This window comes from Candidatus Sulfidibacterium hydrothermale, assembly GCF_020149915.1.
Classification (GTDB): domain Bacteria; phylum Bacteroidota; class Bacteroidia; order Bacteroidales; family F082; genus Sulfidibacterium; species Sulfidibacterium hydrothermale.
On sequence record NZ_CP083760.1, the window covers coordinates 1,419,431 to 1,446,425 of the forward strand.

Here is a 26,995-nt window from a genome sequence, read left to right on the forward strand (position 1 = left end):
TTGCCGTTATTCGGTAATCATTTTTTCGTAAACGTTTTTTTTCGTTTTGGGATTGATACCGAAAAGTTCCACATATTTTACTTTAGGCCAGAAACCGGAATTGTCGGCATAAATATAAATGTGATCCAATATGGCATTCTGCCCGTCGATGGTTGTATAAATTATGGCTTTGAAAGGAGCAATTTGTTTCAGGAGAAAATCTCTTTTGTCGGTGGCAACCAAATCAACTTTATATTCGCCTGGTTTTCCTTTTATAGGGGTAGTTTTTACGCCGTAGGCAAACATTTTTTCAACCGTTCTGAGCGGCATGGTCTGGCCGTGTTCCTGATACCTGATCCAATAAACATGTACCGGGTTATTGGACTTTAAGCGACCCTGTTTGTCAAAATTGGCATCGTACACAATAGTATTTTCATTGTGATTCCGTTGGATATAAAAAAGCCGTTTGAATGTTTTTGGCGGAACCGGATATTTCGGGTTTTCTGCTAATCGCATCGGTGACCAAAACAGGCTGAAAAGCATGGTCAGGACAAAAGTTGTTTTGGTAATGCTTATCATAACAATTTCTCTTTTTTAAACCATGCGATGGCATGGCGGATTCCTTTTTCCAGATCGTATTTTGGCTGAAACCCAAAATCTTTTACCAGCTCATCGGCATTGCACAGCCAGTTTTTACTTACAAGCTCTTTGTATTTGTCGCTGTTAAGCGTGGCTGGTTTTCCGAATAAACAGGAAATCTTTTCGGTGATGGCTACCACGGTACGAACAAAAAACCGGGGGAAAACAATCACCACTGTTTTTTTATTTAATTCTTTTTTTATCAGGGCATTGAAAGCTTCTGCAGTATAGTGTCCCAAATCGGTTACAAAATATGCTTTGCGGGTAATGTCTGTTGCCAGCACATCCATAACCAGGGTAGCCAAATCGAGAACATAGATGAAGGAAAGATGTTGTTTTTTGGAGCCGATATAGGTTTCGATATGTTGTTTGATAGATTTGTAAGCCAGATAGTAATCTTTTTCTCTTGGACCATAAACGCCGGTGGGACGCAGGATAAGATATGGAAAATGATCTTGTGCCTGTAAAAATTGTTCGGCTTTTAGTTTGCTTCTTCCGTAATAGGTAATCGGGTGGGGGGTATCGGTGGGCTGTATGGGCTGCAGGGTGGTTTCGTCTCCCGGGCCATAGGCTGCCAGACTGCTGATGAACAAAAATTTATCAGGAACCTTTTGGGTTTCGATTAACGCTTCAATCAAATTTTTTGTGTATCCGAAATTAACTTTGTCAAAATGCTCAACCTGGCACGTTTTAATAATGCCGGCAGCATGTACGATATAATGAAACCGGGGTAAATCCTGAAAAGTTTTTTTTAAGTCCTCTTTATCTGCAAAATTTAATTCGGTAAAATGTATATCGGGATGAGACAGATATTTCCGACTACTGGTTTTTCTTATCCCGGCATAAACCTCAAACTGACGTTTTATGGCTTCTTCAACAATAAAACTTCCCACAAAACCACTTGCGCCTGTTACCAATATCCGTTTCATATTCCTTTTTTGATATAACATCTTCGTTTAAGGTGTTGTCTCAGCTCATAATCTTTGAACATCAGAAAAGCACTCTTGTTGTCTTCCAGCGCATGGCTCGAAATGGCTGTTTTTACTCCGTTGTCAATATAGGCTTGCATCATTTCGCTATAAAAAACGGCTGGAATCCCTTTGTTTTGGTATTGGGGTTTTACCGCTTGCAACAGCATGTCTACTTTGTCATTCTTTTTCAGTGCTTTCAAAATATGAATGAATCCGAACGGAAACAGTTTCCCTTTTGCTTTTTGCAGCGCTTCGGAGAGCGAATACAAAGAAATGCCAAAACCTACGACATCATCATCTTTATCGAGAACAAAGCAGACAAACCGCGGATCAATGGCCGAAAAATAATCTTTGGTATATTTTTCGATCTGTTTTTCGGTAAGCGGGACAAATCCGTATAACGACTGAAAAGCTTCATTTAACGTATGAAACATTTTTTTTGCGTAAGGCAGGAATTCTTTTGCCTTTTTTACCTCCAAAACATGAAGGTTGTATTTCTGTAAAACCAATGACGAGATTCGTTTGATCTTATCCGGCACTTTATCCGGCACTTTAATTTCAAACTGTATCCAGTCTACATCCTTTACATAACCCAGTTTTTCAAGATGTTCCGGATAGTACGGGTAGTTGTATAGCGTAGCCTGGGTTCCTATTTCGTTAAATCCTTCTACCAACATCCCTTCAAGGTCCATATCCGAAAAGCCCAGCGGACCATGAACGGCTTCCATTCCTTTTTCTTTTGCCCAGTTTTCTACAGCCTGAATCAGTGCTTTTGAAACTTCGATGTCGTCAATAAAATCAATCCATCCGAAACGCATGTGTTTTTCATTCCATATTTCGTTGGATTTGTGGTTGATAATGGCGGCTATTCGTCCGACAATTTTGTTGTCTTTGTAAGCCAGCCAGTACCGGGCCTCACAAAAGTCAAATGCCGGATTCTTTTTGGGGGATAAGGTAGCCTTTTCAAACATGTGGAGTTGGGGAACACGGTATTTGTTTCCTTTGTAAAGTTTATCCGGAAAGGCGATGAATTTTTTCAGGTCGGCCTTTGATTTTACCTCTTTGATAACAACGTTTTCCATGGTAAATAAAGTTTAAAGTTAGACATCTTTGGAACCCCCAATATTAATCATTTCATAGATAGTTTAAAAATCAAATTTAAATCGTGCTCTGATTCCATATTCTGCCACATGCGGATTATCAAGATAGGTAAACCGTTTTACCAAATCGACCCTGAAAAATTTAAAAATGTTGCCAATGCCCACGCTGCCTTCAATGTATGGCGTGTCTTTTAGGATAAAGGTAGTCGGATTGCCATCGGCATCGGTAGGAAACTGCATCAGTCCGGGTGTGACTTCCGGATTGTTTTTGTCGGAAAGTCCACCGTAAAGTACTTTTACTGAAATGATCGAACGCCATTTTAATTTCTTTATTAAAGGAATCTTATTCAGGATGTAGCCGTTGAAATGATGCTCAAGGAAAAAGCTGACATATTTGTCATTGGCAAATTCAAGGAAGTTCATCATGTTGTACGACCGGAGCTGGTACGAGTAGGTTTGGTTAGCCCGTGGGATGTCCAGCAACGGAAAAGGAACTTCCCCGAAAATTTTCCCTACTTCCACTTCCGAATTCAAAAAGCCGAACGGAGCCACATAAAAACGTTTGAAAGCATCCAGCGTAACCCGCGTGTAAGAATAATCAGAACTAAATAACCCTTTTATTCCCTGGGTTATTGATACCTGAAAGATGGGTTTGTTGGTGATGATGGGAATGCGATAGTCCATGCCCTGATAAAACTTTTCGTCCGGTGCAAAGCGGAAACGGGCCGTGATCTCGCTTTCTGTAATCGAACTGACGGTATGGCCGTCTTCGTAGGTAAAATAAAGTGTTCCGCCCGGTTCCTGATTGATATTCCGGAAAAGTATATCGGTGGAAAAACCATCAGGCCAGTCTTTGTAATGTTCGATCTTAAACATCCGGTTATACAGGATTTTGTCGGCAACACCCCGTTTAAACGAAAGTAAAAAGTTGTCTTCGTTGATAAACTGTACTTTCATTCCCGGGAAATTGGTTTCGTACTGGTATTGGATGGATAGATAGTTTTTGGGGTTGTCTTTCAGTGGTTTGTGGTTGAGAGACATTGTCCCCATAATGGAATATTTGAATCGTTTGTCTTTGAAACCATATACTCCGTAACCGCTGATGCGGAATGTTTTGCTGAATTTATCGCTGGTACGGGCCCCCAAACGCAACCTGAAACCTTCCACATCATTAAAGCTGTAAAAAGTATTTACCGGACCGACATCGATTTTGTTGAAATTCCAGTATCCGGCCACAAACAGCATGATGATGTTCATCGTTCTTTTAAAAGCGGGGACGTTTTGAACACTGTCCACCATCACATAGATGTTTTTCTCTTTGGGACTAAGCTTTGTAAGTCGTTTCTTGGTCCAAAAAGAAGGAGGCCTGTTTTTATATCCGGGCAGATAGACGGTTTCGTCTGCTCCTTTGAAAACCGAATCGGCGGGCGCTTTGTTAAAGGTGAAATTCCCGTAATCCACTGTTTTTCGGCCAATCATTCCCGCCCCTTTTTTGGTGAGGTTAAAATCAACCACCAACTGATCTTTGGTGAGCATCCAAACTTTGTTGTTTATAAACGAAAACTCTTGAATCAGATGAAGATAAGTAACGAAATTGAGGTTGATCTGTCGCGGTACATGCATGTCGGCTTTCACAATGGCATACCGGTTGTCGTTAGTAATATAAAGACTGCCGATGAAAGCAAAGCTCTGTTTGTTTCGCGGAACAAAATCCACTTTTATACAATTATAACCGTTTACGTCTAAGGTGTCCGTAATCCGGAATTTGTACACCGAAGGTGCAATAGTCGAAACCGGGCTGACAAACGGGTTGGTGAGCAGCATGATGGTGTTGTCGTAAATGTTAATGTCCTGGAACATATTTTGGACAATGAATCCAACGCCTTGATTGTCAATATATTCGTGAAAACCGGTCATTTTACTCCCTAAAACATAGACCCGTTTTTTGGGAGGAGATTTTCTGAAAAATACTTCCGATCGTGTTTCCTTTAAAAATACCGGCAGATAAACTTTTCCGTTTCGTTGGGAAGTGTCGGTATAATTAAAAATGAAATGAATCTTTTTAAAGATTTTTTTGTTTTCGTAAGCATCAGTGATGTTATTGATGTCAAATTCATTTTTTTCATACTTGTCGTAACTGTAGTAATCCAGAGAGCCTTGCCGGTTTCGTTTTTTGTTGGCGATAACTTTTTTAATTAAGGCCACGGCAGGGTTGTTCTTGTTCCGGTATCTTTTTCTTTTGCCTTTGATGACCAGTTCGTTCAGCTGTATGTTTTTTTGTTTAAGCCGGAAATTGATTACCTGGCTTTTCCCGGGACGTACATTTTTTGTCATGGTATAATACCCGATGTAGGAAGTTTGTAACTGATGAACATCTTTTTTGGTCATCAGCGAGTATTTTCCATTGATATCGGTCATGGTACCAATGGTCGTTCCCACAAAAACTACATTCACAAAAGGAAGTGGTTTCCGGGTACGGGCATCGATAACGCTTCCCCTTACTACCGTGATGTTTTGCGCCCGGACAAACCAAGGCTGCAAGACAAAAATCAGGGTAAATAAACCCACCCAGGCCGATGCTGTGATTCCTTTTCTCCTCATACTTTTTTCCCTGCCCGTTTTACCTGAATACAAAATGTTTGTGCATGAAAAAGTTAAAGCCAATTCCCACAATTACTGAAACTGTAACTTTTCCAATGATATATTGAAACCCGAAGACGGTTACAATGAAATATAAACCGGCTGTGTTTAACAAGATACTTGAGATCCACACCAGTAAAAACCGCATAGCTTGTCCGGACAATTTTCCGTCACTTCGTTTAAATGTCCATGACCGCTCCAAAAGGAAGGCCGTTATCCCGCCAAAAACAAGACCGACAAAAGATGCAAGCAAATACCAAACGTGTCCGATTTCCAACAGAAACAAAAACAGGGTATAATCTACCGCTGTAGCAGTTACTGCTGAAGTATTAAACCGCAAAAGAGTATAAATATTTTGTCGTGTAGCTGCCATCATAAAACTTTAAAATGGAGAAGAAGTTGAAGAACAACAAGAGCATACACTCCGGCCAGCATATCGTCCAGCATGACGCTCCAGTCATTTTTCAGTTTGTCAATTTTTCGGATAAATAACGGTTTATAAATATCAAACAACCGGAAAAGGATGAACGCGTACAAATAGTATTGCCAACGGAGCGGAAGGGCATAAGCGGCAATCCATACCCCGACAATTTCATCAATAACAATAGTTTGCGCGTCATGTTCCCAGGTTTGATGTACTTTTTTGATGCTGTAAACACCGAGCCACGAGATTAACAAAATGACGATCAGCTGGGAAACCGGAATCCACACCGGATCCACGTGAAGTGCATAGAGCTCCTGGTTAAAACCATAAAATAAGAGTATGCCAAGAGCAGCTCCTGCAGTACCCGGAGCAACGGGAAAATAACCGGTTCCCAACCCTGATGCCGTCAGTTTGTAAAGATTCATTTAGTGTTCGTCTTCGTAATAATCCAGTCCGAGATGGGTGATCAGTTCTTCTCCCATCAAATGGCGCAGTGTGTTTTCAAATTTTATTTTCTGCAGGAAAATATCATGAATCGGTCGCAATCCTTCTTTGGTTTGCGGTGATTTGAAATAGAACGAAAGCCATTCCTGTATTCCTTTCATCCCGGCACGTTGAGCCAAATCCATAAACAAGGCCAGATCCAAAACTACCGGAGCAGCCAAAATGGAGTCTTTACACAAGAAGTTTACTTTGATTTGCATTTTGTATCCTAACCAGCCGAAAATATCAATGTTATCCCAGCTTTCTTTGTCGTCGCCTTTTGGAGGATAATAATTGATCCGTACTTTATGATACATGTCTTTGTATAATTCCGGATATTTTTCGGGCTCCAGCACACTGTCGAGTACGCTAAGTTTTGAAACTTCCTTGGTTTTGAATGAGCCGGCATCATCCAATACTTCACCGTCACGGTTTCCGAGAATGTTTGTGGAGAACCATCCGTTAATGCCTAATAAACGGGCTTTTAAACCAGGACCGAGAATGGTTTTCATCAGGGTTTGTCCGGTTTTAAAGTCTTTTCCTGCAATGGGAAGACCTTCTTTATGTGCCAGTTCCACAATGGCAGGAACATCATTGGTAAGGTTTGGAGCGCCGTTTACGTAAGGAACACCGCTTTTTAATGCGGCATAGGCATAAATCATACTGGGTGAAATTCCGGGATCATTGTTTTCCAATCCTTTTTCAAAATTTTCCAGTGTTTGGTGTACATCAGACACTTCAACATATACTTCGGTAGAAGCGGTCCAAATCATGATCAACCGGCTGCAACCGTTTTTTTCTTTAAAGCGGGCGATGTCGTCCATCACTGCCTGGGCCAGCTCCATCTTGGTGGGGGCTTTTTTTACATGTACGCCATGTAATCTTTTTACGTAATCCGGATCAAAAACGGCAGGCATGGGTTCAACAGCCGAAAGCTCGTCTTTGATTTTATTGAGTAAATCTTTTTCAAGTACTCCGGCATTTAGCGCCGCTTCGTAAGCATTATCTTTAAAAATATCCCAACCGCCAAAAACAATATCATCTAACGATGCCAAAGGGACAAAATCTTTTACTGCCGGTTCACGATTCTCGGTACGTTTTCCCAGCCTTATTTTCCCCATTTGAGAGATTGAACCCACGGGACGGCCCAAATCTTTCCGGGCAGCAAAAACACCGGCCATAAAAGTGGTAGATACAGCGCCGATTCCCGGCATAAGGATTCCTAATTTCCCTTTGGGTTCCTGAATGTCTTTTCCTATTTTCATTTTAATTGATGTTTAAATAATTACATTATTTTTTTGCAATGATGCAGTCGTTGCCATGCGGTATAATTCGTAAGAATGGCCATCACAAAGATGGGAATGGTAAAAAAGGAGATGTTTTCGAATAACGGAAACGGTAGCCAGTTTACCGTGATTTTAAAAGTGCCTAAATAGAAAGATATGATACCATATACAATGGCACTGATCCCGATAGTAAGAACTCTTTCCGGACGTTGCATGAGCCCTACTTTACATTCAAAACCCAGCCCCTCGGCACGTGCACGAATGTAACTTACCATAATAGAGCCAATCATGGCCAGAAAGGTGAAAACCGAACTTAAAAAGTAGTGAAACGATACCAAATAATAAGCAATGCCAAAAAACATGACCAGTTCGCTGTACCGGTCGATTGTGGAATCGTATAGTGCGCCAAAAGCCGTTTTTTTGTTGGTTTTTCGTGCCAGCTGTCCGTCAAGCATGTCAAAAATGCCCGCTGATAATAGTACAATACCAAACCAGAAAATATACCGGTAATCATTTCGGTTTCCCGTGTTGGCACCATGAATCAGGATGATTGTCGAACCAATAGTTATTAAAAAACCAATGGTGGTAATGGCGTTAGGAGTAATTCCGGTTTTTGCCAGTATGTTAATTGCCGGGTTGAGTGCGTTATAAGCACTTTTTTTCAACAGATTCCAGTAGTTGCCTTTTTTCATGCGTTTCGAATTTCGTATTTTACTTTTTTGTGGTCAAATCAGTGTTCCCTTTGAGAAAATCTAGTTGTTCAAGTTCTTTTTTTTCTCTCTTTCGTCACGTTTTTTTTATCCGATTTGCTTACCACAAATTCTCGGCAAATATCCTCCTTTTTTGCAAATTGCGGCAAAGTTAGTTAATATTTACTAATCTGTGAATTTTTCCCTTATTTTTAATTCTATTTTTAGATTATCGTTAACTAATTATCATATAAAGTATTAGTAATTAGCACTTATTCGTTGCGCGTGGAGTTTGTATTCTGATTTTTGCTGTTTAAGTCAAAATAGATTGAGGCTTGAATGAAAAAATTTTTGTTCAAAAAAATTTTTATTTCCACCCAATTTTGAGTATTTTTGAAGAGATTGAAATGAAAAAGCTGTTCATCCCGAAATTAATACCAAAAGCCATGAATTTAAACCGTATAATGAGTCGTTTTCTGCCTGCTGTTTTTATTTTTCTTTTGGCTCTGACTGTTCATGCGGCATCCGGTACTTTTATGGAGCATGATACTACCCGGTTTACGGCTGTCAGGGGAGAAATTCTTGATAATACCAGCCATCGTCCTGTTGTTTTTGCGTCTGTTTTTATTCAGGGAACCAACATCGGGACCGTATCGAATTCCAATGGGAAATTTTTAATCAAGATTCCGTTGCGTTATAGTAAGCGTAAGCTGGCTTTTAGCAGCATTGGTTACAAAATGAAAGTTGTGCCGATTGCTTCGCTGAACAAAGTAGTAAATAAAATTTATCTTTCTCCGGCGGTCATCCCCATTAAGGAAGTGGTTATCCGGCATCTCGATCCGGTACATCTTTTGGAAACAGCGGTTGACCGGATTCCTGAAAATTACTCAGACAAACCGGTGAACATGACGGGTTTTTATCGGGAATCGATCAAAAAGAACAGAAAATATCTCTCGGTAGCTGAGGCGATCTTGAAAATATATAAAGCAGCTTATGCCAAAGGGGTATTGAATAACGACCGGGTAACGATCTTAAAAGGCCGTAAGGCACAGTATGTAAAGAAACAAGATACCCTGGCGGTAAAATTTCAGGGTGGTCCGTTGAGCCTTTCTTATCTTGATGTGGTGAAAAATCAAGGGGATATTCTTGGAAAAAGCATGTTCCCGTATTACAACTACCATCTTGACGGCGTAATTATGCTGGATAACCGCGAAACATATGTGATTAGCTTTGACCAGAAAGATACGGTGCAATTGCCCCTCTTTAAAGGGAAAATCTACTTGGATGCACAGAACCTGGCGGTGGCCGGACTGGAAGTGGAAGTTAGTCCCAAGCAAATTCAAAAAGCGGTAAACTACGTAATTCGTAAGAAACCGGCCGGATTAAAAGCCTCTTTGTTGGGCGTGCATATTTTGGTGAAATACCGCAAAATCGGAGACAAATGGTATCTGAATTATCTGCGTAACGAAACCGACCTGCGCTTTAAATGGCCCAAAAAACTGTTCCATTCCGATTACACCATTACCGCCGAAACGGCTATTACCAATATCTCAACAAAAAATGTGGTTAAGCCGAAGTTCAGTACGCGGTTTAAACCCAATGAGGTTTTCTCTGAAAAAGTCAGCAACTTTAGCGATCCGAACTTTTGGGGTGCCAACAATATTATTGAACCGGAAGTCTCCATTCAGTCGGCAATTAAAAAGCTGAGCCGTAAGCTGAAACGGTTACAACGATAGTTTATTTTCTGGAAAGCCACGTGGTATCGTTGTCCGGATTTTCAACGATAGCAGATGAATATCCGTCTTTATAAATTTCAACATAAAGATCAGGGCAACTGCCGGTACAAACCTGTGGGTCGCTCGAAACAAAATATCTTCCTTGATCGTCAGTGGTGGTTTGCATTTGATAGGTATCCGGTGACGGATGATCGAGATATGCGTTGACCGTAGCCTCTTTCAGCGGCATTCCGGAGGTTTTGTCCATGACTACCCCATTTCCTGAAATCGTCTTTTCGCAGGAAGCGAAAAACAACAAGGCGACGATGCCGAGTAGCAAAATGATGTTCCGCTGAATCATAAAATTTGTTTTGCCAAAAATACAAAAAGCCTTTCAGGTGTGTTGGCTGCCTACAGCTTTTTTTCTATCTTGCATAAAATTATTAACAGAATGTAAGTGTATGAAACCCACATTATTAATTCTTGCGGCAGGCATAGGAAGCCGTTATGGCGGCGTAAAACAGATGGATAAAATAGGTCCTTCAGGCGAAAGTATTATTGATTATTCGGTATATGATGCCCTTCGGGCCGGATTTGAAAAAGTTGTTTTCGTTCTTAATCCGAAAATTATTGATGATTTCAAAGCGGTTTATGAGCCGCGGTTATCCGGAAAAATTCAGACGGCTTATGTCTTGCAGGAGCTTGACAATATCCCGCCCGGGGTTGAGTTTAATCCTGAAAGGGTAAAACCCTGGGGAACAGGTCATGCGGTTTTGGTAGCCAAAGATGCAATTGATACGCCTTTTGCCGTGATCAATGCGGATGACTTCTATGGTCGCGAAGCGTTTGACGTTCTCGGAAAGTTTTTGTCTGAACGAAAAAATAATGAAACGCATTATGCAATGGTCGGTTATCAGCTGGCCAACACCCTTTCTGAAAATGGCAGCGTTTCTCGGGGTATTTGCCGTGTGGTGGACGGTTTATTGTCCGATGTGGTAGAACGAACCAAGATTTATAAAAATGACGATGGAACCATTGTCTATGAAGAAGACGGAAAAATCGTTCCGGTAGATGACAAAAGCTTGGTCTCGATGAACTTTTGGGGATTTACTCCGAAATATTTTGAACAGTCGGAAGCCTTTTTTGTTGATTTCATTCGCCAAAATGCCCAGCAGCTGAAAGCCGAATTTTATATTCCCTTTGTTGTTAATCAGCTGATTAAACAAAAGAAAGCCGATGTCCGTGTGCTGGAAAGTCATGATCAGTGGTTTGGCGTAACCTACCGGGAAGATAAACCGGTAACCATTGCCCGGATCAGGGAACTGATAAAAAACGGCGTTTATCCTGAATCGCTTTGGAAATAACTTCCGATGAAAGAAATCCTGACAGCATATCCGGTTTTAAAAGGTTGTGATCAGCCCGAACCTTTTGGTAACGGGCATATTAATGATACTTTTTTGGTGAAATCTCCTTCCGGGAAGTTTATTTTGCAACGGGTAAACCGGAAAGTCTTTGATATTGCTGTGTTAACAAAGAATCTCTCTTTTCTTTTTGCCGCACTTGCCGATTATGAAAAAGAAAATAAAGTGAAGCTAATGCCGGCGGTATTAAAGAACGAGAAAGGAGATTACCATACAATGGATTCGTCGGGAGCTGCCTGGCGGGTGGTGGAATTTTTCCCTGATTGTAAAACGTATCTTACTGCTCCTGATGAAGAAGTGGCGTACCAGGGCGCAAAAGCCATGGGGGCTTTTCAACGGTTTATGAATACCTTGCCGGTTGAGAAACTGCAGCCCACTATTCCTGGTTTTCATGATACTCCGGCCCGTTTAAGTACCTTTTTAGAAACGGTAAAGCGTGTTTCTGGTACCACGAAAAAACAGGCGGTTCCTGAAATTGATTTTTTACTGGACAACCGTCACATTGCCCAGGAATTGCAACAGGTTTTACGGGAAAAGGTACTCCCGGTGCGGGTCACCCACAACGATACAAAACTGGAAAATATTTTATTTACGGCCGACGGACAGGTGTTGGTTATTGATCCGGATACCATTATGCCGGGAAGTGTTATCTATGATTTTGGCGATATGGTACGGACTTTTACCAGCCCGGCTGGTGAAGATGAACCCGATTTAGACCGGACAATATTCCGGGTAAATTTTTTTGAAGCTTTGACACGCGGGTATCTCGAGTCGTTAAAAGACGTGCTGTCAGCACCGGAAAAACAATATCTTTTGTTGGGGGCCAAAGCCATTCTTTACGAACAGGCCCTTCGTTTTTTGAATGACTTTTTGCAGGGAAACATTTATTACAAAGTGGATTATCCCGAACATAATCTGGTCCGTACCCGTACGCAAATCAAATTACTCACAGAAATTCTGCAACACGAAAAACAACTCCGGAATATCATTGCACATATTCTTTAAAATCCATGTTATGAAAAAAATTACCGTCTTTGCTTTGTTTCTTCTTATGGTTTCCGGCGGAGTGTATGCCGGCAACGTTCGCTTTATTTTTAAAAAAACCAAAACCGATACCTGTTTTGTTTTGGAAAATGCCAAAGTCAGACAGTCGGTAGTCATTCGTCACGGAAAACTATTTTCAGACACTTTACAGTTGCAAAAAGCTTATGCTGCGGCTTTTCATCGTCCGGTGGCCCGTTTGATCAGTGATGCCAATTTTTCTGTTCGTGTGGTATGGACCGGACTCCGGGCACCGGGAATGAACAATAATGCAGAAAACCCGGTGCAGTTTGACCGGTCTGATTTTGTTTTTAGTCGTTATGCGGTTACCGATAGCCTTGGCGGGAAACAGTTGTTTCTGTTTTTTAAAGGAAAAAATAATCCTTTCACGTTGTGCGTAACGTATAGTCTGCTTCCCGAAAAATTTTATGCCCGCCGGAGTCTTGCGGTTAATGATCCGAAACTTCACGGCCATTTTTTGGATCGCATGGACCCAAGAAAAGGAAATTTTCTTTTTACTACAGGCAATAAAAATAAAACATCCAAAGTAAGTATCGGAGTTGAAGGGATGGGTTTTGCGAATGCCGAAGAAGTTACCCTGAAAAAAACTTCCGGTAGCGGGATTCGTTTTTTAAAGAAAGGCGGGTTTGGTCAGCCGGTGGCTTTTGCCAGTCAAAATGACGGGGGATTTATCGGATTGGAGTATCCGGCCGGTACCAGCGAAGTACGGTTTTCCGGTAAAAGCACTTTTTTTGTTGACAGCTATCAGTATTTTGGCGAAAGAATAGAAAACCAGCCCATTAGAAGTAATACGGTGGTTACGGCGGTTACTCCGCAACCCTATGTGAAAAATTGGTTTTTTGATTACGTGAACGATATCCGGGTGGCCCCGGCAAAACCTTATATTCTCTACAACAGCTGGTACGATTTACGCTCGGAAGCATATGCTAAGGTGGATAAAAAAATTCCGCCGGATGCGGTGATGAACGAAAAAAATACCTTGCGGATTATTCATCTTTTGCAGAAAAACATGATTCAAAAATATCATATTCATCTGAATGCCGTGGTATTGGATGATGGTTGGGATAATTATGAAAGTGCCTGGTCGTTGAATAAGAATGAATTTCCGCACGGTTTACGGCCGCTTGCCGACACGTTGGCGAAAACCCATACCCGTTTAGGAATTTGGTATGGCCCGATGGGCGGTTACTCTTTTGCCATGCGACGGGTAAAATGGATGGGAGAACATGGCTACGAAGTAACCGGGCACAAGTATGTGTATGGCTCTGCAAAGTTGTGCCTTGCCGGGAAAAATTACAGCCGTCTTTTTCAGCAACGGGTAACTTCTATGGTTCGTAACGATCATGTGGGATATTTTAAATGGGATGGTATCCAGTTTAGCTGTTCCAATCCGACGCATGGTCACCCGGTAGGAATTTATTCCCGTCGGGCGGTTTTGCAATCGGTCATTGCAAAATGTAAGGCTGTCCGGGCTATTGATTCCAGTGTGTATCTGAATATTACTACCGGAACCTGGCTTAGCCCGTGGTGGTTGCAGTATGCCAACCAGATTTGGATGGATGCCGCGGATTACGCTTTTTCGGATGTGCCTTCTGTCAGCCGGCGCGACAATGCCATGACCTATCGCGATTATGCCCTGTATGATGATTTTAAAGTGCGGAACATGTGGATTCCGATGGCTAATCTGATGACGCACGGAATTATCAAAGGCAGACTGGAAAATATTTCGAAAGGCGGGGAGCCGCTGGATCGCTTTACCAATAATGTTGTGCTTTATTTTGCCCGGGGTATCAGTATGTGGGAGTTGTATATTTCGCCTGATATTCTGACTACGGCAGAGTGGGAAGTGCTTTCGCAGGCCATCAAATGGGCTGAGTCGGTACAGCATGTGATGCCGGTAACGTATATGACGGGTGGCAATCCTGCCAAAGGAGAGGTGTACGGCTATCTTCATTTTCAGGGTGACAAAGGGCTGATTGCCGTGCGAAATCCTAAAGTAGAGCAAGATACCATTCGTATCATTCTTAAACCGGATTATGGCTTAAATGAAAATGCAGCCAGCCTTGTGGTAGAGCAAGTTTACCCTTACCGCCGGATTTTACCGGATTTGTATTCTGCCGGTGGCCGGTTATCCATTCCTCTGAATGGTTTCGAAACGGCTATTTTTAACGTGTACCCTTTGCAAAGCAGTAACCGGCCGCTGTTGGCTGATGCTGTTTTCTCCTTGCAACAGGAGGGCAATCAGCTGTTCTATAAAGTTTATCAAACCGGACCGCGTTCCCGTTTTTTGCAACCCCAAAAAATAGCAACCATAAAACGTACCGGCGGAGAAAATAAATCGTTTACCCAATTGGATTATCAGCAATTGTCGGCCCGGATAAAATCAGATTATCTTTTTTCTGTGAAAAAAGGGAAGAAAACAGTGGCATTTCAGGTCGTTCCTAAAAAGGAAAAAACAGTGACTCCCCATGAAGTCGCTTTGTTGCTTACCCATCCTGCACCGAACAGCGATTTCCCGGAAGTGACAGCCCGGCAAAACGGAAAAGTTCTTCCTGTTAAAAAACAGATGATCAAAGGAAAATGGGCCTGGTATTCGGTAATTCCAAATGGCAGCGATGAGATCACAATTACGGTAAATCGTGCCGATTGGCATGGAAAAGCTCAACTTTGGATTGATAATATTACCGTGAATAAGCCGTTGACGCTGGAAGTGGTGACTACCCATCCTTTGCCAAAAGCAATTCTTCCGCCTTTACCTTTCCCGGAAAACGAAAGCCGGCATTATATTTTAATGAAAAAGCTCGATTTGTAAAGGGCTCTTTGTTAATTTTGCAAAAAACAAAAGCTATGGATGTTCAAGCCAATCTGAAAAAGGTTTTACAGGATATTCCGCCCCACGTTCGGTTAGTGGCGGTATCAAAAACCAAACCGGTAGAGATGATACAGGCAGCTTATGATGCCGGTCAGCGCGATTTCGGGGAAAATAAAGCCCAGGATATGGCAGCTAAATATCCGCAGCTTCCGTCGGATATTCGCTGGCATTTTATCGGCCATTTGCAAACCAATAAAGTAAAATATATTGCTCCGTTTGTAACGTTAATTCATGCTGCCGACAGCCTGAAGATCTTAAAAGAAATCAACAAACAAGCCATAAAGAACAACCGGGTGATTGATTGCCTGTTGGAATTTCATATTGCCCGTGAAGAATCAAAGTTTGGACTTGACCGGGAAACTGCCGAAGAAATTCTTTCGTCAGAAGAATATAAAGCGTTGAAAAACATTCGCATTTGTGGTGTAATGGGAATGGCAACTTATACGGATGATACGGCTCAGATCAGAAAGGAATTTCAAACGTTGCGCGCCATTTTTGAAGAGCTGAAGGATAAATATTTCAAAGAAGCCGATTATTTTAAAGAAATCAGCATGGGGATGTCCGGCGATTATCCCATTGCTATTGAAGAAGGAGCAACCCTGGTACGAATTGGCTCTAAGATTTTTGGTGCCCGTTATTAATGCGCATCATCACATCAGCGTGCCATTACTAAAAATCGTATAATTCCAAGTCTTCTTATCCGCCATCTGGCGGATGATCGGGTTGCTATATTTCTTTCATGGAATCTTTAGGCAGCCAGCCAATGCTGCCATTTTGTAACCGTATTTTTTCCCATCCGTCTACTTCGTCAAGCAACTGGACTTTAGTTCCCTGGTGAATGACAAACAAATCAACGGAATTAGGAGTAGGAGAGCTTTTGGCCGTTATGGTCGGTGTGAAGATGATGGCCTCGTTGTGGTGCTTCAGATAGTAAGCTTTTTGTGATGCCAACCCGAAAGCGGCGATAGTGACCAATAGCATGAATAATCCGGCAAAAAAGGATATTTTTCGGGTTCCACGCCCTTGTGACAAAATGAAAATACCTACAAATAAAACGAATACAGCAAAGGAAACAATAGACAATATAGCCCAGGTGTTGGCATCAAACAGGTTATAAAAATAGTTCCACCATCGTTTTAAGAACATGGGAGGGACCTTGTCTATTTTATCCGGAATCATGGTGTTGGCCAAAGCCAGATTATATTGAATATCCGGATCGTTGGGTGCCAGTTTTTTGGCTTTTTCAAAGTAAAGGATGGCCGAAGGCATATCTTTAAGCCGGAAATAAGCGTCGCCCAGATTAAAGTATAATTTAGGAGAAACCAATCCTTGTTTTAAAACCTGCTGGTAAAGATTTACCGCCGTGTCGTATTGCTGATGGTCATAAGCCCGGTTAGCCTGCATCATCAGCGAATCAGGATTTATGGCTGAAACGTTGAACGAGCCGGCCATCAGTAAAAACAAGATGATATATTGATGTATCCTTTTCATTTTTCAATTATTTTAATGACTTTTCTGCCTGCATGATGGCTTGTAAAGCCTCCGAATAAATGTTTTCCATTTTTCCTTTGGTATCGCCAGGAGCAAACCGTGCATACTCAATGTTGTTGAGCGTGTTGATGAATGCCTGGATGGTTTCAGAATCTACTTTTTTCTCTTCAAGCAGTTCTTTTACCGTATCCATTGACAGATTAGCCTTTTGTAAGTTGAATTTATCGGAAATATATCCCCACAACGCTTGTGCTATCTCATCATAGAATGCTTTGTCGTTGCCTTGCCGTTTCATTTTCTGTGCTTTGGTCAGGCGGTTGCGGGCAATCTTTTGTGCTTTTCTGTTCTTGATGAGCGAGATATTGGCTTTCCGTTTTTTCATGGAACCAATGATCAAAATGAGAATGAGCAGTAAAATGACAGGCAATGCCATGAGCCCGTAGTATAACGGAGTGCCAAACAGAAAATCATTGGCCGGATGCAGGTCGAAAGGTCCTTCTTTAATATGACGGATATCCCGGCCGAGAATGTGAATGCCTTCCTGATCGGTTGTTGTGTATACCACGCCGGTTCCTTTTCCTTTCTTTACATGAATATGGAATGTTTTTGACTGGACGACGTGATATTGTTTATCCGCCGGATTAAAAAAGCAGAATTTTACCGGTTTAATGACAAAGTCTCCGGCTGTTCGTGGAATAGCAAGATAGTCAAAGCTTTTTGTCCCGGAAACTCCCTGGGATGATTTATTGATTTTAGTGGAAATTTTCGGGTCGTATGTTTCAAAATCAGAAGGGAAAGTAATTTTTGGTGCACTGATCAGCTCAATGTTTCCTTTTCCGCTGATTTCAATATGCAGCGTTAAAGCGTCGTTGGTTGTTAAATCGGTTTTGTCAATGCTACTTTTAAAAGTAAAATTGCCTACTGCTCCGGCAAAGCAAGCCGGTTTGCCTTTTTCAGGAAGGGGTTTTACATTAAAATGCAGTGCATTGGAAACCAGTTTCCGTTGAACGGTTCTCACATTGTTGTTAAAGAACGGATCGTTGAAGAACGCGTCAAACGGATCGTTGCTGCTGGTATTGGATTTTACCCGGATTTGTACCGAACAGTCTAATTCCATCGGGTCAATCACCAGCTTTCCGGTTTGCTGGGGAATAAGAGCCAGTTTCCGGATGACCGCCACGACATACCGTTTGCCATTAATTGTTTCGTTATGCTGTTGTAACGATGAATTGTCAGCCAGCAGATCTTTTGACCAAAAGCCTTTAAAAGATGCTACTTTGTTGATGCTCAGGTTGGAAACCGGAACACGGGTGTAGATTCTGTAAGTTACGACAACTTGTTGCCCTAGGTAAGGATGGGTATTGTTTACGGTAGCTCTTACAAAAACATCCTGATTGTTTCCGGTAACCGGAGCCGTTTTCGTTGGAGATGAAGTATTCCGGGCAGTTTGGTTTGGGGTATTATTGCCCGTTGTGTTCTTTCCGGAAGCTGTAGTAGCAGAGTTATCGGCCAATACTTTGATGGTTAAACTATTCGATTGGTAACGATGTCCTTTTACTTTGATGCTGGCCGGTCCGATATGAATCGTTCCCGGCTTGGTAGCCATCACAATGTACGAGTAAGTCATTGTGTATGACTGGCTCATTTTTCCGTTAATAAACTGGATGCTGGAACTGCTTGATGTATTGGGCCCGGAAAGAATTTCGAGCCCTCCAAAGTCGGAAGGGGGTACAAAACCTTTTCCGTTGGCATTCACTTCATAAAGTATTTGAAACTGCTGTCCTACCAGTACCTGCTGGCGTGAACGGGCAGTAAAAGTTACGTTATCATTGCCGGCCCATACTCCTTGCCAGACCATCAACAATAGAAATAATATGTTAACCCCCCTTTTTATCATTATTCAGAAGCCTTTAAATTTATTCAAAAATAGGATAATATTCCTTTTTTTGCTTCACTTTATCAAATATTACACCAAAATAACACCTGTCAGTCATATTTTACCAATTTATAACATTTGCTTTGGCTTTTATGGCCTTGGCTTTTTGTTTTTCCAGCTTCTTCAGCGTATTTTTTTCATTGTTTTTCAATGCATTTAAAATACGTTGTGCCTCTTGCGGCGAAATTTGCTGTTTTTTCTTTTGACTTTGGTTTTTCTGTTGTTTTTGCTGTTGCTTTTTATTTTGTTGATTTTGTTTTTGCTGATTTTTCTTGTTCTGGTTCTTCTTGTTTTGGTTCTTTTTATTCTGATTTTGTTTGTTCTTCTGGTTTTGTTTTTTGTTCTTTTTCTTGTTTTGTTTGTTTTTCTTTTGCTGCTGCTTTTGTTTTTTCAGCATTTTACGGGCATAAGTCAGGTTGTATTTGGCATCCATGCTTGTCGGATCATTTTTTAGCGATTGGATGAATGCCGAAATACTTTTTTCATATTGTTTTTGTGATAAATAAGTATTTCCCAGATTGTACCATGCATTGGCTTTGTATTCCGGGGTTTTGGTTTTTTCAGCCAAATGCCCGAAAAAGTTTTCTGCTCCTTTAAAGTTTTTTTGTTGATATAAGGCATCGCCCAGGTTGAAAGTACTTTTTTCGTATTTCGGATTTTTTGCCTGGGCTTTCCGATACATCACTTCTGCTTCGGGATATTTTTTCTGGTCGTAAAGTTTGTTCCCTTTTCGCACCAGCGATTTAACACTTTGTGCCGAAACAGCGGCTGCCCATAATAACGGCAGCATGGTTAAAACCAGTTTTATGTTTGTTTTGCTTCTCATTTCCCAAAAAAATCAATTTTTTCAGCCCATTTCGACTGACGTTCAACCACCAGTAATTCAAGTACAAGGAAAAACAGTGCCAGCGCCAAGAACAGTTGAAAATGGTGTTCGTAATCGGTAAACTGTTTGGTTGCCAGCTCTTGTTTCTGAATGCGATTCAGATTTTTCAGGATTTTGGACAGGCCAACACTGGCATTATTGGCTCTGGCATAAGTGCCGTTGCCGGCTGCTGCAATTTCCTGTAGCATTTGTTCATTTAACTTGGTAATGACTACTTTGCCGCTTTTGTCTTTTAAGAAAGTACGGTTGCCTTGTGCATCGTAAATAGGTATTGGGGCGCCTTCTGGCAGTCCCATCCCAATGGTAAAGACCTTAATGCCTTCGGCAGCCGCTTTTTTTGCTGCCAGTACCGGATTGTCCTGATGGTTTTCTCCATCCGTAATGACGATGATGGCCTTGTTGTGTTTGTCTTTTTCAAAAGAACGGGCGGCCAGATTAATGGCTGAGCCGATAGCCGTTCCCTGAACCGGGACTATTTTTGTATCTACGGACGAAAGAAACAGTTTGGCAGCCGAATAATCGGTTGTTAAAGGAAGCAGCTTATAAGCTCTTCCGGCAAAAACAATCAATCCGATCCGGTCTCCGTCCAGTTTGTCAATTAAGTTGGATATCGCCATTTTGGCACGACTCAAGCGGTTGGGCTTGATATCTTCGGCCAGCATGGAGTTTGAAACATCCAGCGCAATGTAAAGGTCTATTCCTTTTCGTTTTACGGTTTCTACTTTTGATCCCACTTTGGGGTCAATGATTCCGGAAATAAGAAAAAAGAGTGCAAAAAGAAGTAATAAGAATTTGAATGCCGGACGTGATTCGGAACGGTGTTTTATCAGCTGTCCGTTTACCAGAGTGACATCTCCAAATTGCCTGATGGCTCTTTTTCGCCAACCTTTATAAATCTGGTACAGCAAAACGAAAAAGAGCAGCAGCAGATAAGCCCAAAAAAATTCTTTATGTTGAAACTGAATCATTTTCTCTCTTTTTAAGGTAATCTTCTAAAGAATACATACCGTAAACTTACTTCCAAAACGAACAACAATAATGCAGCCAATGCAAACGGGAAAAAGAGTTCGTATTTTCGTCTGAATTGTTGTACGTTGATTTTTGATTTTTCCAATCGGTCAATTTCTTTAAAAATAGCCGATAGCTTCCGGTTATTATTGGCTCTGAAGTATTTTCCTCCGGTTTCCCGGGCAATTTTTTTCAACAGGGCTTCGTCAATTTGTACTTTCATTTGTTGCATCTGGATGCCGTAAGGGGTTTGCACCGGATACGGAGCATAACCATACGAACCCACACCGATGGTATATACCCTGATGCCATACATTTTAGCCAGTTCGGCTGCTGTTTCAGGATCGATAGCTCCGGAGTTGTTTACCCCGTCGGTAAGCAGAATGATGACTTTTGAACGGGCTTTGGAATCTTTTAACCGGCTTACTGCAGTAGCTAATCCGTCACCAATGGCTGTTCCGTCCTGAATCATTCCGCTTTTTACTTCGCGCAAAAGGCTGATTAAAACCGAGTGGTCTAAAGTAAGCGGAGCTTGTGTAAAGGCCTCTCCGCTAAAAATAACCAATCCAATGCGGTCGTTGGGCCGGCCTTTGATAAAACGGATCGCAATATTTTTTGCCGCTCCGATACGGTCGGGCTGAAAATCGCGGGCGCGCATACTTCCCGAAACATCCAATGCAATAACAATGTCTATTCCTTCAATGTTGATGTTGCTTTTGGAAGAGACTTTTTGAGGCCCGGCCAATGCGATGATCAAAAAAGACAAAGCCAGCATTCGCAGTACAAACAAACTGTGGATGAGTTTTGCTTTTAGCGAGGGAGTTGCATTTTCAAACGGCTTTAGTCCCGAAAAAAGCAATTCCGGTGTGCTTTTGCGAAAACGGTACACATACCACGCCGTAAGTACCGGTATCAACAGGAACAGATAAAAATAATCCGGATTTCTCCATGTATCTATACCAAACATTTTATTCGTCCTCCTTATTTTCCTGTTTTTTCTCTTCTTTTACTTCTTCAGTCGTAGTCGTTTCCGTTGCCGTATTTTCTTTGTCTTCCGGTGGAAGCGGTACTTCCTTTGTTTCATTAACAAAGTCGATGCAATAGTTCAGGCTGGTATCGTTTTCCAGTGGTGAGGGTTTCAGCTTGGCAAATTTTACCAGGTCGGCCAGCTCAAAAGCACTTTTGACTTTTTCAAGGATTTCTTTATTCACAATCGGTTCTTTCTCCAGATTTTGAATAATCTCTCCGGTTGTCATTTCACGGGCATCAATACCAAACCGGCGCTGGAAATAATTCCGCATGATATCCGTAATGGCTGAGTGGTAGGCTTTGAGTTTTCCGGCTTGCCACATTCGGGCCAATCGTATTTCTTCAAGGCGCTGAATCGCTTCTTCAGCAGGCGGTAATTGCGGTTTGGCTTTGCGGGCAAACAGCGGTTGGTTTTTCTTCCGTCTTTGCAAATACCAAATCAGGAATATAATTCCGCCGATGATCAACAATCCCAGTAATACCCAAGGTAAAATTTCTCCCAGCGTGTATGGCTCGGTTACCGGGCCAACAATGGGTTTAAAAGGCTTGGTCGTATCTACTTTTGGCGTGTAAACCTGTAAAAACAAGTCGGAAGTAGCAATTGTATCGGGCTTTGAATTTCCGGGTAATTTTACAGGAAACTTTATCGGTGTGATGTTGAAATATCCCGAATCGAAAGAAGTAATGGTAAGATGGCGATGGAGAAACCATGCGTTTTCTTTCTGAACGGTATCAATGTTTCCCCGTTTCATGATTTCGATATGGGGGACCAACGTATCCGGCAAGTGGGGCCACAGTACTTTTGCTCCCCGGGGTACTTCCAGCGAAATGTCCATCCCAATCTGATCGCCAATCATGATTGCCGTGGTGTCAAGTTTGGCTTTTGCTTTTAACGGAACCATCGTTTGGGCCTGGGAAAATTCCCCGCCCAGCAACAAGAAAAGCGCGATGATTCCTGCAAAAAATAGGTTATGTCTTTTTGTTTTCATATCAACTTCTGGCCTCTCTTTTGCGAAACATGTTCATGAGTGGTTTCACATAATCTTCTCCGGTGTAAACTTTTACCATGTCGACTCCCAATTTTGAAAATAGCGTATCCAGTTCTTTGCTTTTTTGTTGGGCATAGCGTAGCAACCGGTTTCGGACAGCACTGCTGCCGGTATCTACCCACATTAGTTTTCCGGTTTCGGCATCTACCATGCGAACAAGTCCTACGTTGGGCATTTCGGTTTCTCTTTTGTCCGTTACCCTGATCGCAATCAGATCGTGTTTGTGATTTGCAATTTGAACGGCTTTTTCAAAATTATCCGCCATAAAATCTGAGATAAGAAAAGCCGTTGCTCTTTTCTTGATTACGTTGGTGAGATAACGCAGAGCCTCAGCAATATTTGTTCCTGTATTTTCGGCTTTAAAATCGATTAGCTCACGAATAATTCTCAAAATATGGGATGAGCCTTTTTTAGGCGGAATGAATTTTTCGATTTTATCCGAGAAAAAGATAACGCCTACTTTATCATTGTTTTGGATAGCTGAAAAAGAGAGCGTAGCGGCTATTTCGGTAATGATTTCTTTTTTGAGCTGTCCTTGTGTTCCGAAAAGATTAGAACCGGAAACATCAATGAGCAACATCACGGTGAGTTCGCGTTCTTCTTCAAATATTTTGACAAACGGATGATTGAACCGGGCAGTGACATTCCAGTCGATGTTCCGGATATCATCACCAAACTGATATTCTCGTACTTCACTAAAAGCCATTCCACGGCCTTTAAAAACGCTGTGGTATTCTCCGGAAAAAATTTGTTTGGAGAGTCCCCGCGTTTTTATTTCAATTTTTCTGACCTTTTTAAATAATTCCTGTGCTTCCACTGTGTATGAATTTATCGGCTTGTTCAATCATCGTTCGAAAAAATACCGTTTTATTTTACGGAACTTCTACCGAGTTAAGGATTTCGTTAATGATATCTTCGCTGGTGATATTTTCAGCTTCAGCTTCGTAGGTTAATCCTATCCGGTGGCGCATGACATCATGAGCGATGGAACGGATGTCTTCAGGGATGACGTATCCACGCTTTTTGATGAATGCCAGTGCTTTTGCTGCCAGTGCCAGATTGATACTTGCACGCGGAGAAGCGCCGTATGAAATCATTCCCGAAAATTTACTTAACCCGTAGTCATCCGGATAACGGGAAGCAAAAACGATATCGGTGATGTAAGTTTCAATTTTTTCATCCAAATAAATTTGCCGAACCAGTTCGCGTGCTTTGATAATATCTTCCGGTTTCAGGATCGTACTGGTTTTTGCCATTGTGTTGGTGATATTTTGGCGGAGGATGAGTTTTTCCTCTTCTTTTTTCGGGTAGTTGATCACCACTTTCAGCATGAAACGGTCTACCTGGGCTTCCGGAAGCGGATAGGTTCCTTCTTGCTCGATAGGGTTTTGTGTGGCCATTACAAGAAAAGGCTCCTCCAGCGGATAAGTACTATCGCCAATGGTAACCTGGCGTTCCTGCATGGCTTCGAGCAGCGCACTCTGAACTTTTGCCGGAGAACGGTTAATTTCGTCAGCAAGAATAAAGTTGGCGAAAATGGGGCCTTTTTTTACCACAAATTCTTCTTTTTTCATGCTGTAGATGAGTGTACCAAGCAAGTCGGCCGGCAACAAATCAGGAGTAAACTGAATCCGGCTGAATTTGGCATCGATGATATTAGCCAAAGAGTTAATGGCTAATGTTTTTGCCAAACCGGGAACCCCTTCTAACAAAATATGTCCGTTGCCCAGCAGTCCGATAAGCAGACGTTCGGTCATGTGTGCCTGTCCCACAATAACCTTGTTCATTTCCAGTTTTATCATGTCGATAAACTGGCTCTCTTTTTGAATTTTTTCGTTCAGTTCGCGAATATCTGTTTCTAACATGGGTATGATATTTTCAATTGGTCGTGCAAATATATAAACACACTATGAATTAAGTTGTTAATGTTTGTTAAAGGGTGGTGTAAAATGTGAAACGAAAAAAGCAATATCAGGGTAAGCCGGGTAACTGCCGGATGATTTGTTTTTGTTTCCCGTCTGTGAAGAATTATAGCGAAAAAAGGAAACGGTTTTTTTCTAAATTTGTTTATAGAAAAGGAGAAAGGTAAAGGATGTCTGAAAAAAGAAAATTTCGTTTTCGGAAGTTGAATTTAAATGCTCCTGATTACGACAAAAGTCCCCGAATCCGGCGGAGTGTACAGCTTTTTTTTCTTATGGTTACGCTTTATACCGGTTGGCGTTTTGTGTTGTTTGTAAATTATATACAGCGGGGAGGAACGGCTGTTTCGCGCCCGCCCGGAGTAGAAGCTTTTTTGCCGATCAGTTCGCTGGTGAGTTTGAAATATTGGATTGTGTCGGGCGACTTTAATACGGTACATCCGGCGGGATTGGTGTTGCTGTTGGCTTTTATGGTGATGGGTTTGTTGCTAAAAAGAAGTTTTTGTTCGTGGGTTTGTCCGATCGGCTTTTTGTCTGAATACCTTTGGAAAGGCGGGGAAAAGTTGATGGGGAAAAACTTTCAGCTGCCCCGCTGGCTGGATTATCCTTTGCGCAGCTTGAAGTATCTGATCCTTCTCTTTTTTGCCTGGGGGATTTTTTTCGGGATGGACAGTGCAACGCTAAAATCATTTGTTTACGGCAGTTATAACCGGATAGCGGACATTTCGATGCTGTATTTTTTTACCCGTATTTCGCTTTTTGCTCTGGTGGTGATTTTGGTTTTACTATTGCTTTCGGTTTTTATAAAAAATTTTTGGTGCCGGTATCTGTGTCCATACGGTGCGCTGATGGGGTTTTTAAGCTTGTTTAGTCCGGCAAAGATTACCCGGAATGTGGATACGTGTACCGATTGCCGGGCTTGTACCGAAGCTTGTCCCGCCCGCATTATAGTACATAAAAAAACACGTATTCGTTCAGATGAGTGTACCGCTTGTTTGACTTGTACTTCGGTTTGTCCGGAGCCCGATACGCTTTCGCTGAAATTTTATTCGTCAAAAAAGAGAATCTCAGCGAAACTTTTAGCCGCTTTAATTCTTTTGATTTTTCTTTTGTTCACCGGATGGGCACGTCTGACAGGACACTGGCAAAATAAAATCTCAGTACAACAATACAAAACGGATTTGCGACAGATGGAACAGGTAGATTTTACCCAATAACTTTTGCCCGTACATACTTGTTCAGAAAAACAAAGATGTCACTGTCAAAATTAGTTTCTTCATAACATTCTTTTTGGGGGTGCACACAACTCCTTATCCCGCAAATCAGTAGGGCTGTTTTTTTTAAAACAGACTATGCCCGACAAAAATGTTGGTTTTATCCGGAGAAACAATTTTTCCGTAAAGGACAACCGGAAAACCTTTAGGCGGTTGAACGATCAGTTGTGCTGTTCCATTGTCAGAAACATTCAGCGAGATAGCTGGCGATAAACTTTGACCATCGTTTCTGGTAATGTTGGTGTACAAAAAAATGTTGTTTTTCTTTTTCCCCTGATCAATCCGGTAATTGTACACCGTGCCGTGTACGGTCATTCCACCTACACCGTTCCAGCTAACTTTTTGATTAAAACCAAGCTGAAGAATAATACGTTTACCATTTACCGACATAAAATTAACGTTAGGAGTCAGATAAACAGTTTGTCCACCGGCCCCTGTCAGATAATCAGCCTGAAAAACAAAATGTTTATGTTTTAAAAGCTGTAGATAATACGTCCGGGAAGCATTATTCTGCACGGCATGTTCTTTCTTTTTTGTGAGCCGTTCCGAATGATGTTTCTCTTTTTTTGTTGGAGTGCTGGTTTGTTGACCGTACGAAGGAACTGTTAGTAAGAAACCAGCCAGTAGAAAAATCCCGATAAATTCTTTTGACTTTTTCATAATGATTAGTTTTTTTAATTATTAAAAATACTGCAAGAAATATACCAAAATGATTTTTTAATCAATTTATTTTAGTATCTGACTGATGTATTGTGATTTATTGGTTTTGATTATCAATCGGTTGTTAATCAGGGCGATATGTTGGTAGTTTTTGTTTTGTTGTCTAGTTAATATATTGATATTTAGTTTTTTAATTTAAAAATTAAATTGTAAAAATATTTAATGTGTGAATTTATGGTTCAGCATAAGATAAGTGTTTTAAATAATGTATTGAAGCGAAATTTTATTGTTGAATTAATTTGGGTAAAAATTAAGGTGCCGGTTTGCTTGTCTGGATTGCAAAATACAGGGGGCTTTATGAAAAGTTTACCGTAATTTTTTTGTTTTCCGGTGGGGTGTTTGGTAAGGAATTATCAGGATAAAATTTTTAATGTAAAGATGTAAAATAACTCGCAAAAACAG

At 41.4% G+C, this 26,995-nt stretch carries 24 protein-coding genes; 6 read left to right on the forward strand and 18 right to left on the reverse strand.

Annotation, left to right across the window (positions count from 1 at the left end):
- Positions 1-6 precede the first annotated feature (6 nt).
- From LA303_RS05530 to LA303_RS05565, 8 genes are all read right to left on the reverse strand, one after another.
- Entirely contained in the window at positions 7-558 is a 552-nt protein-coding gene (locus LA303_RS05530) for a DUF4833 domain-containing protein (protein WP_240526926.1), read from the reverse strand.
- Positions 555-1,547 carry an NAD-dependent epimerase/dehydratase family protein gene (locus LA303_RS05535; protein ID WP_240526927.1) on the reverse strand — a complete coding sequence of 331 codons (993 nt, stop codon included), beginning with the start codon at positions 1,545-1,547 and terminating at the stop codon, positions 555-557. The genes LA303_RS05530 and LA303_RS05535 overlap by 4 nt, the downstream gene beginning before the upstream one ends.
- Complete coding sequence (locus LA303_RS05540; protein WP_240526928.1) at positions 1,544-2,671, reverse strand: GNAT family N-acetyltransferase; 1,128 nt, start codon at positions 2,669-2,671, stop codon at positions 1,544-1,546. The genes LA303_RS05535 and LA303_RS05540 overlap by 4 nt, the downstream gene beginning before the upstream one ends.
- A 63-nt stretch (positions 2,672-2,734) precedes the next feature.
- Positions 2,735-5,290 (reverse strand): DUF5686 and carboxypeptidase-like regulatory domain-containing protein, encoded by a 2,556-nt coding sequence (locus tag LA303_RS05545; RefSeq protein WP_240526929.1) that lies wholly within the window; start codon positions 5,288-5,290, stop codon positions 2,735-2,737.
- A 19-nt stretch (positions 5,291-5,309) separates the two neighbouring features.
- The gene (locus LA303_RS05550; RefSeq protein ID WP_240526930.1) at positions 5,310-5,705 is read right to left on the reverse strand and encodes a GtrA family protein; all 396 of its coding nucleotides are present in this window, start codon (positions 5,703-5,705) and stop codon (positions 5,310-5,312) included.
- Positions 5,702-6,178: a phosphatidylglycerophosphatase A family protein gene (locus LA303_RS05555; RefSeq protein WP_240526931.1), complete on the reverse strand. Its 477-nt coding sequence runs from the start codon at positions 6,176-6,178 to the stop codon at positions 5,702-5,704. Before LA303_RS05555 ends, LA303_RS05550 begins: the two co-directional genes overlap by 4 nt.
- Positions 6,179-7,501, reverse strand: coding sequence for an inositol-3-phosphate synthase (locus LA303_RS05560; protein WP_240526932.1), 1,323 nt, complete (start codon positions 7,499-7,501; stop codon positions 6,179-6,181).
- Between the two features lie 20 nt (positions 7,502-7,521).
- Complete coding sequence (locus LA303_RS05565; protein ID WP_240526933.1) at positions 7,522-8,214, reverse strand: CDP-alcohol phosphatidyltransferase family protein; 693 nt, start codon at positions 8,212-8,214, stop codon at positions 7,522-7,524.
- Positions 8,215-8,657: 443 nt separating this feature from the next.
- On the opposite strand from LA303_RS05565, the gene LA303_RS05570 reads away from it, so the two are divergent.
- On the forward strand, positions 8,658-9,947 hold the full coding sequence (locus LA303_RS05570; protein WP_240526934.1) for a carboxypeptidase-like regulatory domain-containing protein: 1,290 nt from the start codon (positions 8,658-8,660) through the stop codon (positions 9,945-9,947).
- Position 9,948: 1 nt separating this feature from the next.
- On the opposite strand, the gene LA303_RS05575 is transcribed toward LA303_RS05570, so the two are convergent.
- Positions 9,949-10,287 (reverse strand): carboxypeptidase-like regulatory domain-containing protein, encoded by a 339-nt coding sequence (locus LA303_RS05575; protein ID WP_240526935.1) that lies wholly within the window; start codon positions 10,285-10,287, stop codon positions 9,949-9,951.
- A gap of 100 nt (positions 10,288-10,387) precedes the next feature.
- Between LA303_RS05575 and LA303_RS05580 the strand changes: the two genes are divergently transcribed.
- From LA303_RS05580 to LA303_RS05595, 4 genes are read left to right on the forward strand one after another with little or no spacing between them, the layout of a single operon-like run.
- Positions 10,388-11,290, forward strand: a complete 903-nt coding sequence (locus LA303_RS05580; RefSeq protein ID WP_240526936.1) for a sugar phosphate nucleotidyltransferase — start codon at positions 10,388-10,390, stop codon at positions 11,288-11,290.
- Positions 11,291-11,296: 6 nt separating this feature from the next.
- Complete coding sequence (locus LA303_RS05585) at positions 11,297-12,352, forward strand: phosphotransferase enzyme family protein (protein WP_240526937.1); 1,056 nt, start codon at positions 11,297-11,299, stop codon at positions 12,350-12,352.
- A 10-nt stretch (positions 12,353-12,362) separates the two neighbouring features.
- Positions 12,363-15,221 carry an alpha-galactosidase gene (locus tag LA303_RS05590; RefSeq protein WP_240526938.1) on the forward strand — a complete coding sequence of 953 codons (2,859 nt, stop codon included), beginning with the start codon at positions 12,363-12,365 and terminating at the stop codon, positions 15,219-15,221.
- Between the two features lie 35 nt (positions 15,222-15,256).
- Entirely contained in the window at positions 15,257-15,922 is a 666-nt protein-coding gene (locus tag LA303_RS05595) for a YggS family pyridoxal phosphate-dependent enzyme (protein ID WP_240526939.1), read from the forward strand.
- Between the two features lie 85 nt (positions 15,923-16,007).
- Here LA303_RS05595 and LA303_RS05600 read toward each other — a convergent pair whose 3' ends face one another.
- From LA303_RS05600 to LA303_RS05635, 8 genes are all read right to left on the reverse strand, one after another.
- Positions 16,008-16,772: a tetratricopeptide repeat protein gene (locus LA303_RS05600; protein WP_240526940.1), complete on the reverse strand. Its 765-nt coding sequence runs from the start codon at positions 16,770-16,772 to the stop codon at positions 16,008-16,010.
- Between the two features lie 7 nt (positions 16,773-16,779).
- Positions 16,780-18,630, reverse strand: a complete 1,851-nt coding sequence (locus tag LA303_RS05605) for a BatD family protein (RefSeq protein ID WP_240526941.1) — start codon at positions 18,628-18,630, stop codon at positions 16,780-16,782.
- Between the two features lie 139 nt (positions 18,631-18,769).
- Entirely contained in the window at positions 18,770-19,534 is a 765-nt protein-coding gene (locus LA303_RS05610; protein ID WP_240526942.1) for a tetratricopeptide repeat protein, read from the reverse strand.
- The gene (locus tag LA303_RS05615) at positions 19,531-20,562 is read right to left on the reverse strand and encodes a VWA domain-containing protein (RefSeq protein WP_240526943.1); all 1,032 of its coding nucleotides are present in this window, start codon (positions 20,560-20,562) and stop codon (positions 19,531-19,533) included. The genes LA303_RS05610 and LA303_RS05615 overlap by 4 nt, the downstream gene beginning before the upstream one ends.
- A gap of 11 nt (positions 20,563-20,573) precedes the next feature.
- The gene (locus LA303_RS05620) at positions 20,574-21,569 is read right to left on the reverse strand and encodes a vWA domain-containing protein (protein ID WP_240526944.1); all 996 of its coding nucleotides are present in this window, start codon (positions 21,567-21,569) and stop codon (positions 20,574-20,576) included.
- Position 21,570: 1 nt separating this feature from the next.
- Positions 21,571-22,620: a hypothetical protein gene (locus LA303_RS05625; protein WP_240526945.1), complete on the reverse strand. Its 1,050-nt coding sequence runs from the start codon at positions 22,618-22,620 to the stop codon at positions 21,571-21,573.
- A 1-nt stretch (position 22,621) separates the two neighbouring features.
- Positions 22,622-23,497: a DUF58 domain-containing protein gene (locus LA303_RS05630; RefSeq protein ID WP_240526946.1), complete on the reverse strand. Its 876-nt coding sequence runs from the start codon at positions 23,495-23,497 to the stop codon at positions 22,622-22,624.
- 55 nt (positions 23,498-23,552) lie between these two features.
- Positions 23,553-24,545: an AAA family ATPase gene (locus tag LA303_RS05635; RefSeq protein WP_240526947.1), complete on the reverse strand. Its 993-nt coding sequence runs from the start codon at positions 24,543-24,545 to the stop codon at positions 23,553-23,555.
- A gap of 227 nt (positions 24,546-24,772) precedes the next feature.
- Here LA303_RS05635 and LA303_RS05640 point away from each other — a divergent pair, with 227 nt between their 5' ends.
- Positions 24,773-25,816, forward strand: coding sequence for a 4Fe-4S binding protein (locus LA303_RS05640; protein WP_240526948.1), 1,044 nt, complete (start codon positions 24,773-24,775; stop codon positions 25,814-25,816).
- A 123-nt stretch (positions 25,817-25,939) separates the two neighbouring features.
- On the opposite strand, the gene LA303_RS05645 is transcribed toward LA303_RS05640, so the two are convergent.
- Positions 25,940-26,533: a DUF4251 domain-containing protein gene (locus LA303_RS05645; protein ID WP_240526949.1), complete on the reverse strand. Its 594-nt coding sequence runs from the start codon at positions 26,531-26,533 to the stop codon at positions 25,940-25,942.
- Between the last annotated feature and the right edge of the window lie 462 nt (positions 26,534-26,995).